At 59.1% G+C, this 15,974-nt stretch carries 12 protein-coding genes, 1 tRNA gene and 1 pseudogene; all 14 read left to right on the plus strand.

What is annotated here, in order from left to right:
• Positions 1–252, plus strand: a pseudogene (gene tuf, locus ACF8C6_RS09430) (elongation factor Tu); the annotation flags it as partial.
• 54 nt (positions 253–306) lie between these two features.
• Positions 307–382, plus strand: a tRNA-Trp gene (locus ACF8C6_RS09435).
• Between the two features lie 48 nt (positions 383–430).
• The gene (secE, locus tag ACF8C6_RS09440) at positions 431–799 is read left to right on the plus strand and encodes a preprotein translocase subunit SecE (protein WP_392499057.1); all 369 of its coding nucleotides are present in this window, start codon (positions 431–433) and stop codon (positions 797–799) included.
• Between the two features lie 9 nt (positions 800–808).
• Positions 809–1,342: a transcription termination/antitermination protein NusG gene (gene nusG, locus ACF8C6_RS09445; RefSeq protein WP_392499058.1), complete on the plus strand. Its 534-nt coding sequence runs from the start codon at positions 809–811 to the stop codon at positions 1,340–1,342.
• A gap of 119 nt (positions 1,343–1,461) precedes the next feature.
• A complete protein-coding gene (gene rplK, locus ACF8C6_RS09450; RefSeq protein ID WP_004373444.1) occupies positions 1,462–1,893 on the plus strand; it encodes a 50S ribosomal protein L11 in 432 nt (143 codons plus the stop codon).
• Positions 1,894–2,589, plus strand: a complete 696-nt coding sequence (gene rplA, locus ACF8C6_RS09455) for a 50S ribosomal protein L1 (RefSeq protein WP_277692319.1) — start codon at positions 1,894–1,896, stop codon at positions 2,587–2,589.
• A 209-nt stretch (positions 2,590–2,798) separates the two neighbouring features.
• Positions 2,799–3,299: a 50S ribosomal protein L10 gene (gene rplJ / locus ACF8C6_RS09460; RefSeq protein ID WP_277692318.1), complete on the plus strand. Its 501-nt coding sequence runs from the start codon at positions 2,799–2,801 to the stop codon at positions 3,297–3,299.
• An 81-nt stretch (positions 3,300–3,380) separates the two neighbouring features.
• Complete coding sequence (gene rplL, locus ACF8C6_RS09465; protein ID WP_392499059.1) at positions 3,381–3,749, plus strand: 50S ribosomal protein L7/L12; 369 nt, start codon at positions 3,381–3,383, stop codon at positions 3,747–3,749.
• A 221-nt stretch (positions 3,750–3,970) separates the two neighbouring features.
• Complete coding sequence (rpoB, locus tag ACF8C6_RS09470; RefSeq protein ID WP_277692315.1) at positions 3,971–8,044, plus strand: DNA-directed RNA polymerase subunit beta; 4,074 nt, start codon at positions 3,971–3,973, stop codon at positions 8,042–8,044.
• A 56-nt stretch (positions 8,045–8,100) separates the two neighbouring features.
• Positions 8,101–12,300: a DNA-directed RNA polymerase subunit beta' gene (gene rpoC / locus ACF8C6_RS09475; RefSeq protein ID WP_392499060.1), complete on the plus strand. Its 4,200-nt coding sequence runs from the start codon at positions 8,101–8,103 to the stop codon at positions 12,298–12,300.
• Positions 12,301–12,454: 154 nt separating this feature from the next.
• Entirely contained in the window at positions 12,455–12,826 is a 372-nt protein-coding gene (gene rpsL, locus ACF8C6_RS09480; protein WP_044410932.1) for a 30S ribosomal protein S12, read from the plus strand.
• 92 nt (positions 12,827–12,918) lie between these two features.
• Positions 12,919–13,389, plus strand: a complete 471-nt coding sequence (gene rpsG, locus ACF8C6_RS09485; protein ID WP_277692309.1) for a 30S ribosomal protein S7 — start codon at positions 12,919–12,921, stop codon at positions 13,387–13,389.
• A 30-nt stretch (positions 13,390–13,419) separates the two neighbouring features.
• Positions 13,420–15,567: an elongation factor G gene (gene fusA / locus ACF8C6_RS09490; protein ID WP_392499061.1), complete on the plus strand. Its 2,148-nt coding sequence runs from the start codon at positions 13,420–13,422 to the stop codon at positions 15,565–15,567.
• Positions 15,568–15,597: 30 nt separating this feature from the next.
• Positions 15,598–15,974 (plus strand): GTP-binding protein (locus ACF8C6_RS09495; protein WP_392497877.1); only part of this gene is annotated, 377 nt, incomplete at its 3' end.

Genomic DNA, 15,974 nt, shown 5'->3' on the forward strand with positions numbered 1-15,974 from the left:
CTGTCCAAAGAAGAAGGTGGTCGTCACACCCCGTTCTTCAAAGGCTACCGTCCGCAGTTCTACTTCCGTACCACTGACGTAACCGGTTCGTGCGAACTGCCGGAAGGCGTTGAGATGGTAATGCCGGGCGACAACATCAAAATGGTTGTCACTCTGATCAAGCCGATCGCCATGGAAGATGGTCTGCGCTTCGCGATTCGCGAAGGCGGCCGTACCGTTGGTGCTGGCGTGGTTGCCAAGATCGTCGAGTAATCGGTTGATCTGATCTTGTTGGGCCGGCATAATGGTCGGCCTGACTTCGATTTTAGGCCAGTAGCTCAATTGGCAGAGCGGCGGTCTCCAAAACCGCAGGTTGGGGGTTCGATTCCCTCCTGGCCTGCCAGATTCCTGATTGATGTGGATCTGGCACTTCTTTTAACAGGGTTATCTCATGAATGCCAAGGCTGAAGCTAAGGACTCCCGCTTTGATGTGCTGAAGTGGCTGGTAGTGGCTGCTCTAGTCATCGCAGGTGTTGTCGGCAATCAGTATTTCTCGGCTGAGCCTCTCCTGTATCGCGTGCTTGCGCTGCTTGCTATGGCTGTTGTTGCGGCGTCCGTCGCTCTGCAAACTGCTCGTGGGCAGGCCTTCTTCGCTCTGGCGAAAGAGGCGCGAATCGAAATTCGTAAGGTCGTTTGGCCGAGCCGCCAGGAAACTACTCAGACCACCTTGATTGTGGTTGCGGTTGTTCTGGTGATGGCGCTGCTCCTGTGGGGCTTGGATAGCCTGCTCGGTTGGCTTGTTTCGTTGATTGTCGGTTAAGGGTGTCCCGTGGCTAAGCGTTGGTACGTTGTGCATGCTTACTCGGGTTACGAGAAGCATGTCATGCGCTCGCTGATCGAGCGCGTCAAGCTGGCTGGCATGGAAGAAGAGTTTGGCGAAATTCTGGTTCCCACCGAGGAAGTGGTGGAAATGCGCAATGGCCAGAAACGCAAAAGTGAGCGCAAATTCTTCCCTGGTTATGTGCTGGTGCAGATGGAGATGAGCGAGGCGACTTGGCACCTGATCAAGGATACGCCGCGCGTGATGGGCTTTATTGGTGGTACTGCCGATAAGCCTGCTCCTATCACTGAGAAAGAGGCTGAGGCTATCCTGCGCCGCGTTGCTGATAGCGGTGACAAGCCGAAGCCGAAGACGCTGTTCGAGCCGGGTGAAACTGTTCGTGTTGTCGATGGGCCGTTTGCTGACTTTAACGGCGTTGTCGAAGAGGTTAACTACGAGAAGAGCCGGATTCAGGTTGCCGTGCTCATCTTCGGTCGCTCCACGCCGGTGGAGCTGGAGTTCAGCCAGGTCGAGAAGGCTTAACTGGACAATGCATCCCGTACCCCGCAGCTGTTGGCTGCGGGGTTTTGTCGTCACTGGGATAAATGTGTGATTAACCGGGGAGCCTCAGTGAGGCGTTTGACCCGATATTGGAGTAGCTCATGGCTAAGAAGATTCAGGCTTACATCAAGCTGCAAGTAAAGGCCGGTCAGGCCAACCCGTCGCCGCCCGTTGGTCCCGCTCTGGGTCAGCACGGCGTAAACATCATGGAGTTCTGTAAGGCGTTCAACGCCAAGACTCAGGGCATGGAACCTGGTCTGCCGACTCCTGTGATCATCACTGTTTACAGCGACCGCAGCTTTACTTTTGAAACCAAAAGCACCCCGGCTTCGGTGCTGCTGAAGAAGGCTGCCGGCCTGACCAGCGGTTCCGCTCGTCCGAACACCGTCAAAGTTGGCACCGTTACCCGTGCTCAGCTGGAAGAGATCGCCAAGACCAAGCAGGCTGATCTGACCGCCGCTGACCTGGATGCGGCCGTGCGTACCATCGCCGGCTCCGCGCGTAGCATGGGCCTCAACGTGGAGGGTGTGTAAATGGCTAAGCTGACCAAGCGCCAGAAGGCAATTGCCGAGAAAGTTGAAGCCGGCAAGGCTTACACCTTCGAAGACGCCGCCAAGCTGCTGGCCGAGCTGTCGACCGTTAAGTTCACCGAGTCGTTCGACGTGTCCGTGAACCTGGGTGTTGATCCGCGTAAATCCGACCAGGTTGTACGTGGTGCCACCGTTCTGCCGAACGGCACTGGCAAAACCGTACGCGTTGCCGTGTTCACTCAGGGTCCCGGCGTTGAGGCTGCTCTGGCCGCCGGCGCTGACAAGGTGGGCATGGACGATCTGGCCGCTGAAATGAAGGCTGGCGATCTGAACTACGACGTAGTTATCGCTTCTCCGGACGCCATGCGCGTTGTCGGCCAGCTGGGTCAGGTTCTCGGCCCGCGCGGCCTGATGCCGAACCCGAAAGTCGGTACCGTGACTCCGGACGTCGCCACTGCCGTGAAGAACGCCAAGGCTGGTCAGGTACGTTTCCGTACTGACAAGAACGGCATCATCCACACCTCCGTTGGCAAGGTCGGCTTCGAAGCCGCTGCGCTGAAGCAGAACGTGGAAGCCCTGCTGAGCGATCTGAAGCGTCTGAAGCCTTCCACTTCGAAAGGCATCTACGTCAAGCGTGTGACCCTGAGCACCACCATGGGTCCGGGCCTGGTGATCGATCAGGCTTCGCTGGAAGCGTAAGTCATTTGGCCGGCGGGGATGTATCCGCCGGCCTGTAAAGATTGGGGTCCCTGCCTGGCGGGGGCTATCCAAGACCGTAGGCGGCGCAAGCCTTAAACCAGGACGTTTCTCAAGCCTACGCAGATGGTGCTCCCGATTCGTACCGAATCAGACACCAAAACGACGCCGAGCCTCGGCCCGGCGAAACGGTAACATCCAGGAGTAAACCCGTGGCAATTAAACTCGAAGACAAGAAGGCCATCGTCGCTGAAGTCAACGAGGCTGCCAAAGCCGGTCTGTCCGCTGTCGTGGCTGATGCCCGTGGCGTGACTGTCGGCGCAATGACCGGACTCCGTAAAGAGGCCCGCGAAGCTGGTGTTTACGTGCGTGTCGTACGTAACACCCTGCTCAAGCGCGCCGTTGAAGGCACTCAGTTCGACGTGCTCAACGACGTGTTCAAAGGCCCGACCCTCATCGCGTTCTCCAACGAGCATCCGGGCGCTGCTGCCCGTATCTTCAAGGAATTCGCCAAGGGTCAGGACAAGTTCGAGATCAAGGCAGCTGCGTTCGAGGGCCAGTTCCTCGCAGCAAACCAGATCGACGTGCTGGCAACTCTGCCGACCTACGACGAGGCGATCGCACAGCTGATGAGCGTTATGCAAGGCGCTACCAGCAAGTTCGTTCGTACTCTGGCGGCCGTTCGTGACCAGAAAGAAGGCGTTGCTGCCTAATCCAGGCAAGGCGTCCCTTTCAGTTAATTTGTTTAATTTGATGGCCGCGTAGGCTGTCACCCCAATACAGGAATTAGAGTCATGGCTCTGACCAACGAAGACATCATCAACGCCGTTTCCGAAATGTCCGTGATGCAGGTTGTTGAACTGATCAAGGCAATGGAAGAGAAGTTCGGTGTAACCGCTGCTGCTGCTGTTGCTGCTGGCCCGGCTGCTGGCGCTGCTGCTGCTGAAGAGCAGACCGAGTTCAACGTTGTTCTGGCTGAAGCCGGCGACAAGAAAGTGAACGTGATCAAGGTCGTTCGCGAACTGACCGGTCTGGGTCTGAAAGAAGCCAAAGAGAAAGTCGACACCGCTCCTCAGGTTGTTGCTGAAGGCCTGACCAAGGAAGCTGCTGAAGACGCCAAGAAGAAGCTGGAAGAAGCTGGCGCCAAAGTCGAGCTCAAGTAAGCGACGACCTTGCGTCTGCAGCCGAAGCGGTTCGCTTAAGGCTGATGGCTGGTGGCTAATGCCACCGGCCTTTTTCCGTTATGGGTTGCTGGCCGAAATGCCGCAGCCTATGGCGTGAAGATCCCGCCCGAGGGCGGCGCAAACCAAGGGGTTTGCACGATTTTCTGGGCATTGCCGCCGGCAATGGCCAAATAAGCAGGTGACCAAGCTGGGGAACGCTGATGGCTTACTCATACACTGAGAAAAAACGTATCCGCAAGGACTTTAGCAAGTTGCCGGACGTGATGGATGTGCCTTATCTCCTGGCCATCCAGCTGGATTCGTATCGCGAATTCCTGCAGCAAGGAGTGAGCAAGGAGCAGTTCCGCGACGTTGGCCTGCATGCGGCCTTCAAGTCCGTATTCCCGATCATCAGCTACTCCGGCAATGCTGCTCTGGAGTATGTCGGCTACCGTCTGGGTGAGCCGGCTTTTGACGTCAAGGAATGCGTACTGCGCGGCGTTACTTTCGCCGTGCCGCTGCGTGTGAAAGTCCGTCTGATCATTTTCGACAAAGAATCGTCGAACAAAGCGATCAAGGACATCAAAGAGCAAGAAGTGTACATGGGCGAAATTCCGCTCATGACCGAGAACGGTACCTTCATCATCAACGGTACCGAGCGCGTCATCGTGTCTCAGCTGCATCGCTCTCCGGGCGTGTTCTTCGACCACGACCGTGGCAAGACGCACAGCTCCGGCAAACTGCTGTATTCCGCGCGCATCATTCCTTACCGCGGCTCCTGGCTGGACTTCGAGTTCGACCCGAAGGACTGCGTGTTCGTGCGTATCGACCGTCGCCGCAAGCTGCCGGCGTCCGTCCTGCTGCGCGCGCTTGGCTACAGCACCGAGGAAGTGCTGGATGCCTTCTATGCCACCAACGTCTTCCATGTGAAGGGCGAGACCCTTGCGCTGGAGCTGGTTCCCCAGCGCCTGCGCGGTGAAATCGCTGCCTTCGACATCAAGGACGAGAAGGGCAAGGTCATCGTTGAGCAAGGCCGCCGCATCACTGCGCGCCACATCAACCAGATCGACAAGGCCGGCATCAAAGAGCTGGAAGTCCCGATCGACTACCTGCTGGGCCGCACTACCGCCAAGGCTATCGTGCATCCGGCTACCGGCGAGATCGTTGCCGAGTGCAACTCCGAGCTGACTACCGAACTGCTGGCGAAGATCGTCAAGGCCCAGGTGGTTCGTCTGGAGACCCTGTACACCAACGATATCGACTGCGGTCCGTTCATCTCCGACACGCTGAAGATCGACTCCACCGGCAACCAGCTGGAAGCTCTGGTCGAGATCTACCGCATGATGCGTCCTGGCGAGCCGCCAACCAAGGACGCTGCCGAGACTCTGTTCAACAACCTGTTCTTCAGTGCCGAGCGTTACGACCTGTCCGCCGTTGGCCGCATGAAGTTCAACCGTCGTATCGGTCGTACCGAGATCGAAGGCTCCGGCGTGCTGTCCCGTGAGGACATCGTCGAAGTACTGAAGACCCTGGTCGACATCCGTAACGGCAAAGGCATCGTCGACGACATCGACCACCTGGGCAACCGTCGTGTACGTTGCGTTGGCGAGATGGCCGAGAACCAGTTCCGCGTGGGCCTGGTCCGCGTTGAGCGTGCCGTCAAAGAGCGCCTGTCGATGGCCGAAAGCGAAGGCCTGATGCCCCAGGACCTGATCAACGCCAAGCCGGTTGCGGCGGCGGTGAAGGAGTTCTTCGGTTCCAGCCAGCTCTCGCAGTTCATGGACCAGAACAACCCGCTGTCCGAGATCACCCACAAACGCCGCGTTTCCGCACTCGGCCCAGGTGGTCTGACTCGTGAGCGTGCAGGCTTCGAAGTCCGCGACGTACACCCGACTCACTATGGTCGCGTGTGCCCGATCGAAACGCCGGAAGGTCCGAACATCGGTCTGATCAACTCCCTGGCGGCCTATGCCCGCACCAACCAGTACGGCTTCCTGGAAAGCCCGTACCGTGTGGTCAAGGACACTCAGGTCACCGACGAGATCGTCTTCCTGTCCGCCATCGAAGAGGCCGATCACGTGATCGCCCAGGCTTCGGCGACCATGAACGACAAGGGCCAGCTGATCGATGAGCTGGTAACCGTACGTCACCTGAACGAGTTCACCGTCAAGGCGCCGGAAGACGTGACCCTGATGGACGTTTCGCCGAAGCAGGTCGTTTCCGTCGCTGCGTCGCTGATTCCGTTCCTCGAGCACGACGACGCCAACCGTGCGCTCATGGGCTCCAACATGCAGCGTCAGGCTGTACCGACCCTGCGTGCCGACAAGCCGCTGGTGGGTACTGGCATGGAGCGCAACGTTGCCCGTGACTCCGGTGTCTGCGTCGTAGCTCGCCGTGGTGGCGTGATCGACTCCGTCGATGCCAGCCGTATCGTGGTTCGCGTAGCCGACGACGAAGTTGAAACCGGTGAAGCCGGTGTCGACATCTATAACCTGACCAAGTACACCCGCTCCAACCAGAACACCTGCATCAACCAGCGTCCGCTGGTGAGCAAGGGTGATGTGGTTTCGCGTGGCGACATCATGGCTGACGGCCCGTCCACCGACATGGGTGAACTGGCGCTGGGTCAGAACATGCGCGTGGCGTTCATGCCGTGGAACGGCTTCAACTTCGAAGACTCCATCTGCCTGTCCGAGCGCGTGGTCCAGGAAGATCGCTTCACCACGATCCACATCCAGGAACTGACCTGTGTGGCCCGTGACACCAAGCTTGGCCCAGAGGAAATCACCGCGGACATCCCGAACGTGGGTGAGGCTGCGCTGAACAAACTGGACGAGGCCGGTATCGTCTACGTCGGTGCCGAAGTCATGGCGGGCGACATTCTGGTGGGTAAGGTGACGCCGAAAGGCGAGACCCAACTGACGCCGGAAGAGAAGCTGCTGCGTGCGATCTTCGGTGAGAAGGCGTCCGACGTGAAGGACACCTCCCTGCGCGTGCCGACCGGCACCAAGGGTACCGTCATCGACGTACAGGTCTTCACCCGTGACGGTGTAGAGCGCGACAGCCGCGCCCTGGCCATCGAGAAGCAACAGCTCGACGAGATCCGCAAGGACCTGAACGAAGAGTTCCGCATCGTCGAAGGTGCGACCTTCGAGCGTCTGCGTTCCGCTCTGGTCGGCGCCAAGGCCGAAGGCGGTGCTGGCCTGAAGAAAGGCGCTGAGGTTACCGACGAGTTCCTCGACGGTCTGGAGCGCGGTCAGTGGTTCAAGCTGCGCATGGCAGACGACGCTCTGAATGAGCAGCTGGAGAAGGCCCAGGCCTACATCAGCGACCGTCGCCAGCTGCTGGACGACAAGTTCGAAGACAAGAAGCGCAAGCTGCAACAGGGCGATGACCTGGCGCCGGGCGTACTGAAGATCGTCAAGGTCTACCTGGCTATCAAGCGCCGCATCCAGCCGGGCGACAAGATGGCCGGTCGTCACGGTAACAAGGGTGTGGTCTCGGTGATCATGCCGGTCGAAGACATGCCGCACGACGCAAACGGTACTCCGGTCGACATCGTGCTGAACCCGCTGGGCGTTCCGTCGCGTATGAACGTCGGTCAGATCCTCGAAACCCACCTGGGCCTGGCGGCCAAGGGCCTGGGCGAGAAGATCAACCGCATGCTCGAAGAGCAGCGCAAGATCGCCGAGTTGCGCAAGTTCCTGAACGAGATCTACAACGAGATCGGTGGTCGTCAGGAAAGCCTGGATACCTTCTCCGACACCGAGATCCTCGAACTGGCGAAGAACCTGAAGGGCGGCGTGCCGATGGCGACTGCCGTGTTCGACGGTGCCAAGGAAAGCGAGATCAAGGCCATGCTGAAGCTGGCTGATCTGCCGGAAAGCGGCCAGATGCGCCTGTTCGACGGTCGTACCGGTAACCAGTTCGAGCGTCCGACCACCGTCGGCTACATGTACATGCTCAAGCTGAACCACCTGGTCGACGACAAGATGCACGCTCGTTCCACCGGTTCCTACAGCCTAGTTACCCAGCAGCCGCTGGGTGGTAAGGCGCAGTTCGGTGGTCAGCGCTTCGGTGAGATGGAGGTCTGGGCGCTGGAAGCCTACGGCGCCGCCTACACCCTGCAGGAAATGCTGACCGTGAAGTCGGACGACGTGAACGGCCGAACCAAGATGTACAAGAACATCGTGGACGGCGATCACCGCATGGAGGCCGGCATGCCGGAGTCCTTCAACGTGTTGATCAAAGAAATCCGTTCGCTCGGCATCGACATCGAACTGGAAACCGAATAACACGCCTTGCTGCGGCCGCACTGTCGGCCGCAGCAGGTCCGTGAGGAGGAAAGGCCTTGAAAGACTTGCTGAATCTGTTGAAAAACCAGGGTCAGGTTGAAGAGTTCGATGCGATTCGTATCGGTCTGGCTTCGCCGGAAATGATCCGTTCCTGGTCCTTCGGTGAAGTGAAAAAGCCGGAGACCATCAACTACCGTACCTTCAAGCCTGAGCGCGATGGTCTGTTCTGCGCCAAGATCTTTGGCCCGGTCAAGGACTACGAGTGCCTGTGCGGTAAGTACAAGCGCCTCAAGCACCGCGGTGTGATCTGCGAGAAGTGTGGCGTGGAAGTGGCCCTGGCCAAAGTCCGTCGTGAGCGCATGGCGCACATCGAACTGGCTTCGCCGGTTGCCCATATCTGGTTCCTGAAGTCGCTGCCGTCCCGTATCGGCCTGCTGCTGGACATGACCCTGCGTGACATCGAACGCGTGCTCTATTTCGAGAGCTACGTGGTGATCGACCCGGGCATGACCACCCTGGAAAAGAACCAGCTGCTGAACGACGAGCAGTACTTCGAAGCCCTCGAAGAGTTCGGTGACGACTTCGACGCGCGCATGGGCGCCGAGGCCGTTCGCGAACTGCTCAACGCGATCGATCTGGATCACGAAATCGGCCGTCTGCGCGAAGAAATCCCGCAGACCAACTCCGAGACCAAGATCAAGAAGCTGTCCAAGCGCCTGAAGCTGATGGAAGCCTTCAAGGACTCCGGCAACCATCCGGAGTGGATGGTGCTAACCGTGCTGCCGGTTCTGCCGCCGGACCTGCGTCCGCTGGTTCCGCTGGATGGCGGCCGTTTCGCGACGTCCGATCTGAACGATCTGTACCGTCGCGTGATCAACCGTAACAACCGTCTGAAGCGCCTGCTCGACCTGTCGGCGCCGGACATCATCGTGCGCAACGAAAAGCGCATGCTGCAGGAAGCGGTCGACGCCCTGCTCGACAACGGCCGTCGCGGTCGCGCCATCACTGGCTCGAACAAGCGTCCGTTGAAGTCGCTGGCCGACATGATCAAAGGTAAGCAGGGTCGCTTCCGTCAGAACCTGCTCGGTAAGCGCGTGGACTACTCCGGTCGTTCGGTAATTACCGTAGGCCCGACCCTGCGTCTGCATCAGTGCGGCCTGCCGAAGAAAATGGCGCTTGAGCTGTTCAAGCCGTTCATTTTCGGCAAGCTGGAAATGCGCGGCATGGCCACCACCATCAAGGCGGCCAAGAAGATGGTCGAGCGCGAGCTGCCCGAGGTCTGGGATGTTCTTGCCGAAGTCATCCGTGAACATCCCGTGCTGCTCAACCGTGCGCCGACCCTGCACCGTCTGGGTATCCAGGCGTTCGAGCCGGTACTGATCGAAGGTAAAGCGATCCAGCTGCACCCGCTGGTCTGCGCCGCGTACAACGCCGACTTCGACGGTGACCAGATGGCCGTGCACGTTCCGCTGACCCTTGAGGCCCAGCTGGAAGCGCGCGCGCTGATGATGTCGACCAACAACGTGCTGTCGCCGGCCAACGGCGAGCCGATCATCGTGCCGTCGCAGGACGTGGTACTGGGTCTGTACTACATGACCCGTGAAGCCGTTAACGCCAAGGGCGAAGGTCGCGTATTTGCCGACCTGCAGGAAGTCGACCGCGTGTTCCGCGCCGGCGAGGCTTCGCTGCACGCTCGCGTCAAGGTCCGTATCAACGAGACCGTGAAGCAGAAAGATGGCAGCCTGGTGAAAAACACCCGCATCGTCGACACCACCGTCGGCCGTGCGTTGCTATTCCAGATCGTACCGGCCGGCCTGTCCTATGACGTGGTCAACCAGTCGATGAAGAAGAAGGCGATCTCCAAGCTGATCAACCAGTGCTACCGCACGGTGGGTCTGAAGGACACCGTGATCTTCGCCGACCAGCTGATGTACACCGGTTTCGCCTACTCGACCATCTCCGGTGTGTCGATCGGTGTGAACGACTTCGTTATCCCGGACGAGAAGGCGCGCATCATCGACGCGGCCACCGAGGAAGTGAAGGAAATCGAATCGCAGTACGCCTCCGGCCTGGTCACCCAGGGCGAGAAGTACAACAAGGTGATCGACCTGTGGTCCAAGGCCAACGACGAAGTGTCCAAGGCAATGATGGCCAACCTGTCGAAAGAGCCGGTTGTCGACCGCGAAGGCAACACTGTCGAGCAGGAGTCCTTCAACTCCATGTACATGATGGCGGACTCCGGTGCGCGTGGTAGCGCCGCTCAGATCCGTCAGCTGGCCGGTATGCGTGGCCTGATGGCCAAGCCGGACGGCTCCATCATCGAGACGCCGATTACCGCGAACTTCCGTGAAGGTCTGAACGTACTGCAGTACTTCATCTCCACTCACGGTGCGCGTAAGGGGCTGGCGGATACCGCACTGAAGACCGCGAACTCCGGTTACCTGACCCGTCGTCTGGTCGACGTGGCCCAGGATCTGGTCGTGACCGAAGTCGACTGCGGCACCGAACACGGCCTGCTGATGACGCCGCACATCGAAGGCGGCGACGTGGTCGAGCCGCTCGGTGAGCGCGTGCTTGGTCGTGTGATTGCCAAGGACGTGCCGAAGCCGGGCACCGACGAAATCATCGTTCCGGCCGGCACCCTGGTCGACGAGAAGTGGGTCGAGTTCATCGAGCGTAACAGCATCGACGAAGTGGTCGTGCGTTCGCCGATCACCTGTGAAACCCGCTACGGCATCTGCTCCAAGTGCTACGGTCGTGATTTGGCCCGTGGTCACCAGGTCAACATCGGTGAAGCGGTTGGCGTTATCGCTGCCCAGTCGATCGGTGAGCCGGGTACCCAGCTGACCATGCGTACCTTCCACATCGGTGGTGCGGCGAGCCGTACCTCTGCCGCGGACAACGTTCAGGTGAAGAACGGCGGTGCCATCCGCCTGCACAACCTGAAGCACGTCGAGCGTGCCGATGGCAGCCTGGTGGCTGTGTCCCGTTCCGGCGAGCTGGCTGTGGCCGACGAGTTCGGTCGCGAGCGTGAGCGTTACAAGCTGCCGTACGGTGCTGTGCTTTCTGTTAAGGAAGGCGACAAGGTCGACGCTGGCGCTATCGTCGCCAAGTGGGATCCGCACACCCACCCGATCGTGACCGAGATGAAGGGTACCGTGACCTTCTCTGGCATGGAGGAGGGCATCACCATCAAGCGCCAGACCGACGAACTGACCGGTCTGACCAACATCGAAGTGATGGATCCGAAGGACCGTCCGGCTGCTGGTAAGGACATCCGTCCGGCCATCAAACTGGTGGATGCCAACGGCAAAGAGCTGTTGCTGCCGGGCACCGACGTTCCAGCCCAGTACTTCCTGCCGGCCAACGCCCTGGTCGGTGTGGCTGACGGTGCCCAGATCGGTGTTGGTGACGTTATCGCGCGTATCCCGCAGGAAACGTCGAAGACCCGCGACATCACCGGTGGTCTGCCGCGCGTTGCCGACCTGTTCGAAGCGCGTCGTCCGAAGGAGCCGTCGATCCTGGCGGAAATCAGCGGCACCATCAGCTTCGGTAAAGAGACCAAAGGCAAGCGCCGTCTGGTCATCACGCCGACCGATGGCAGCGATCCGTACGAGGAGCTGATTCCGAAGTGGCGCCACCTGAACGTGTTCGAAGGTGAGCAGGTCAACAAGGGTGAAGTGATCTCGGACGGTCCGAGCAACCCGCACGACATCCTGCGTCTGCTGGGCGTCAGTGCGCTGGCCAAGTACATCGTCAACGAGATTCAGGACGTGTACCGCCTGCAGGGCGTGAAGATCAACGACAAGCACATCGAGACCATCCTGCGTCAGATGCTGCGCAAGGTCGAAGTGACCGAGTCCGGTGACTCCAGCTTCATCAAGGGTGACCAGATGGAGCTGACCCAGGTGCTGGAAGAGAACGAAGTGCTGGCTGGCGAAGACAAGTTCATCGCCAAGTACGAGCGCGTTCTGCTGGGTATCACCAAGGCCTCGCTGTCGACCGAGTCGTTCATCTCCGCGGCTTCCTTCCAGGAAACCACCCGCGTCCTCACCGAGGCGGCGGTTACTGGCAAGCGTGACTACCTGCGCGGCCTGAAGGAAAACGTGGTGGTAGGTCGCCTGATCCCGGCCGGTACCGGTCTGGCCTATCACAGCGAGCGCAAGCGTCGCCGTGATGCCGACAAGCCGCAGCGTGTGAGCGCCAGCGAAGTGGAAGCGGCGCTGACCGAAGCGCTGAACTCCAGCGGCAACTGATTAGACAGGCCCCAGGCGAGCAATCGTCTGGGGCTTTGTCTTGACTAGGGTTGTGAGTCTCTTTAGACTCATGCACCCCTAAATTTGGCAGGGCGATTGCTCTGCCATTTTGCTTTAGGGCAATAGCGTCGAAAGACAACAGTGGAGCTTATAGATGGCAACTATCAACCAGCTGGTACGCCAGCCGCGCAAGCGCATCGTCGACAAGAGCGACGTGCCTGCGCTGCAGAACTGCCCGCAGCGCCGTGGCGTGTGCACTCGCGTGTACACCACTACGCCGAAGAAACCGAACTCCGCACTGCGTAAAGTGTGCCGTGTTCGCCTGACCAATGGTTTCGAAGTCACCTCCTACATCGGTGGTGAAGGTCACAACCTGCAAGAGCACAGCGTCGTGCTGATCCGTGGCGGTCGTGTAAAAGACCTTCCGGGTGTGCGCTACCACACTGTTCGCGGTTCGCTGGATACCACCGGCGTTAAAGACCGTAAGCAGGGTCGCTCGAAGTACGGTACCAAGCGTCCGAAGTAAGTTCGGTTCGCCATTTTTCTTTTTATTGAGTCGATAAGAGTAAGGTCGGGCATTTGTCCTGAACTAACCTGAAGACCGTTTGAGGGCTTATCATGCCAAGACGTCGTGTAGCAGCTAAGCGTGAGATTCTGGATGATCCGAAATACGGAAGCCAAATCCTCGCCAAATTCATGAACCACGTGATGGAAAGCGGCAAAAAAGCAGTGGCCGAGCGCATCGTTTACGGTGCCCTGGAGACTGTTAAGCAGCGCAAGAACAGCGATCCCCTGGAGATCTTCGAGAAAGCTCTCGACGCCATCGCTCCGCTGGTCGAAGTAAAGTCCCGCCGTGTAGGCGGTGCTACCTACCAGGTTCCGGTCGAAGTTCGTCCGTCCCGTCGTAACGCTCTTGCCATGCGCTGGCTGGTAGATTTCGCCCGCAAGCGCGGCGAGAAGTCTATGGCTCTGCGTTTGGCTGGTGAGCTGCTGGATGCTGCTGAAGGCAAAGGCGCCGCCGTCAAGAAGCGCGAAGACGTACACCGTATGGCCGAGGCCAACAAAGCGTTCTCGCACTACCGCTTCTAATCACGGCTTCCATTCTTTTGCGAGGGCTTTATGGCTCGTACTACAGCAATTAACCGCTACCGGAACATTGGTATCTGTGCCCACGTTGACGCGGGCAAGACCACCACTACCGAGCGGATCCTGTTCTACACAGGTCTCAGCCACAAGATGGGTGAGGTTCACGACGGCGCTGCAACCACCGACTGGATGGTGCAGGAGCAGGAGCGTGGTATCACCATCACTTCCGCAGCGATCACTACCTTCTGGGAAGGTTCGCGCGGTCAGTACGACAAGTACCGTGTAAACGTCATCGATACCCCCGGTCACGTAGACTTCACCATTGAAGTTGAGCGCTCCCTGCGCGTGCTGGACGGTGCGGTCGTGGTGTTCTGCGGCACTTCCGGCGTTGAGCCGCAGTCCGAAACCGTATGGCGTCAGGCCAACAAGTACGGTGTTCCGCGTATCGTGTACGTGAACAAGATGGACCGTGCTGGTGCCGACTTCCTGCGTGTTGTAGGTCAGATCAAGAACCGCCTGGGTCACACCCCGGTTCCGATCCAGATCGCCATCGGTGCAGAAGATGACTATCAGGGGCAGGTTGACCTGCTGAAGATGAAGGCCATCTACTGGAACGAAGACGACAAGGGCACCAGCTACCGCGAGGAAGAAATTCCGGCTGAGCTGGTCGACCTGGCCAGCGAGTGGCGCAACAACATGGTTGAGGCGGCTGCCGAGGCCAGCGAAGAGCTGATGAACAAGTACCTCGAAGAGGGTGACCTGTCCATCGAGGACATCAAGGCCGGTCTGCGTATGCGTACCATTGCCTGTGAAATCGTTCCGGCTGTTTGCGGTTCCTCGTTCAAGAACAAGGGTGTGCCCCTGGTTCTCGACGCCGTGATCGACTTCCTGCCTGCTCCGACCGAGATTCCGGCAATCAAGGGTATCCACCCTGATCTGGCCGACACTCCGAAGGATGAGGTTACCGAAGATCAGCTCGATGAGCGTCATGCTGACGACGCTGCGCCGTTCTCTGCTCTGGCGTTCAAGATCGCAACCGACCCGTTCGTGGGTACCTTGACCTTCGTTCGCGTTTACTCGGGCGTTCTGGAGTCCGGCCAGTCGGTCGTCAACTCCGTGAAAGGCAAGAAAGAGCGCGTTGGTCGTATGGTGCAGATGCACGCCAACCAGCGTGACGAGATCAAGGAAGTGCGCGCGGGCGACATCGCTGCTCTGATTGGCATGAAGGACGTCACAACTGGTGACACCCTGTGCGATATCGAGAAGCCGATCATCCTCGAGCGCATGGACTTCCCGGAGCCGGTTATTTCGGTGGCTGTTGAGCCGAAGACCAAGGCTGACCAGGAGAAGATGGGTATTGCTCTGGGCAAGTTGGCTCAGGAAGACCCGTCGTTCCGCGTCAAGACCGACGAAGAAACCGGCCAGACCATCATCTCCGGTATGGGTGAGCTGCACCTGGATATCCTCGTTGACCGCATGAAGCGCGAGTTCAACGTCGAGGCCAACATCGGCAAGCCGCAGGTTTCCTATCGCGAAACCATCTCCAAGGATAATGTGGAGATCGAAGGCAAGTTCGTGCGTCAGTCCGGTGGTCGTGGTCAGTTCGGTCACTGCTGGATTCGTTTCTCGACTCCGGACGTGGACGACAAGGGCAACATCACCGAAGGTCTGGTGTTCGCCAACGAAGTCGTTGGTGGTGTGGTTCCGAAGGAATACATCCCGGCGATCCAGAAGGGTATCGAAGAGCAGATGAAGAACGGCGTTGTAGCCGGCTATCCGCTCATCGGCCTGAAGGCTACCGTGTTCGATGGCTCCTACCACGACGTCGACTCCAACGAGATGGCGTTCAAGATCGCTGCCTCCATGGCGACCAAGCAGCTGGCCCAGAAGGGCGGCGGCAAGGTGCTTGAGCCGATCATGAAGGTGGAAGTGGTGACCCCAGAGGACTACATGGGGGACGTGATGGGTGACCTGAACCGTCGTCGTGGTCTGATCCAGGGTATGGAAGATTCGGTGTCCGGCAAGGTTATCCGCGCCGAGGTTCCGCTGGGCGAGATGTTCGGTTATGCGACCGACGTTCGTTCCATGTCCCAGGGTCGCGCAAGCTACTCCATGGAATTCTCCAAGTACGCCGAAGCTCCGTCGAACATCGTCGAAGCGCTGGTTAAAAAACAAGGCTAATCCCGCCCTTTAAGTAAGAGGTTTACTGTCGTGGCTAAGGAAAAATTCGAACGTAACAAACCGCACGTCAACGTTGGCACCATCGGTCACGTTGACCACGGTAAAACCACTCTGACCGCTGCTCTGACCCGCGTCTGCTCCGAAGTTTTCGGTTCGGCCAAGGTCGACTTCGACAAGATCGACTCGGCTCCGGAAGAGAAGGCTCGTGGTATCACCATCAACACCGCGCACGTAGAGTACGACTCCGAAGTTCGTCACTACGCGCACGTTGACTGCCCGGGTCACGCTGACTACGTCAAGAACATGATCACCGGTGCTGCCCAGATGGACGGCGCGATCCTGGTTTGCTCGGCTGCCGACGGCCCCATGCCGCAGACTCGTGAGCACATCCTGCTGTCCCGTCAGGT

The organism is Pseudomonas sp. zbq_18 (assembly GCF_043102245.1).
In the GTDB taxonomy this organism is placed as follows: Bacteria; Pseudomonadota; Gammaproteobacteria; order Pseudomonadales; family Pseudomonadaceae; genus Aquipseudomonas.

Excerpts from the sequence above, each read along its gene's own strand:
- secE (WP_392499057.1), top strand. The coding sequence starts at position 431 with ATGAATGCCAAGGCTGAAGCTAAGGACTCCCGCTTTGATGTGCTGAAG.
- rplK (WP_004373444.1), top strand. The coding sequence starts at position 1,462 with ATGGCTAAGAAGATTCAGGCTTACATCAAGCTGCAAGTAAAGGCCGGT.
- rplA (WP_277692319.1), top strand. The coding sequence starts at position 1,894 with ATGGCTAAGCTGACCAAGCGCCAGAAGGCAATTGCCGAGAAAGTTGAA.
- rplL (WP_392499059.1), top strand. The coding sequence starts at position 3,381 with ATGGCTCTGACCAACGAAGACATCATCAACGCCGTTTCCGAAATGTCC.
- rpoB (WP_277692315.1), top strand. The coding sequence starts at position 3,971 with ATGGCTTACTCATACACTGAGAAAAAACGTATCCGCAAGGACTTTAGC.
- rpsL (WP_044410932.1), top strand. The coding sequence starts at position 12,455 with ATGGCAACTATCAACCAGCTGGTACGCCAGCCGCGCAAGCGCATCGTC.
- rpsG (WP_277692309.1), top strand. The coding sequence starts at position 12,919 with ATGCCAAGACGTCGTGTAGCAGCTAAGCGTGAGATTCTGGATGATCCG.
- fusA (WP_392499061.1), top strand. The coding sequence starts at position 13,420 with ATGGCTCGTACTACAGCAATTAACCGCTACCGGAACATTGGTATCTGT.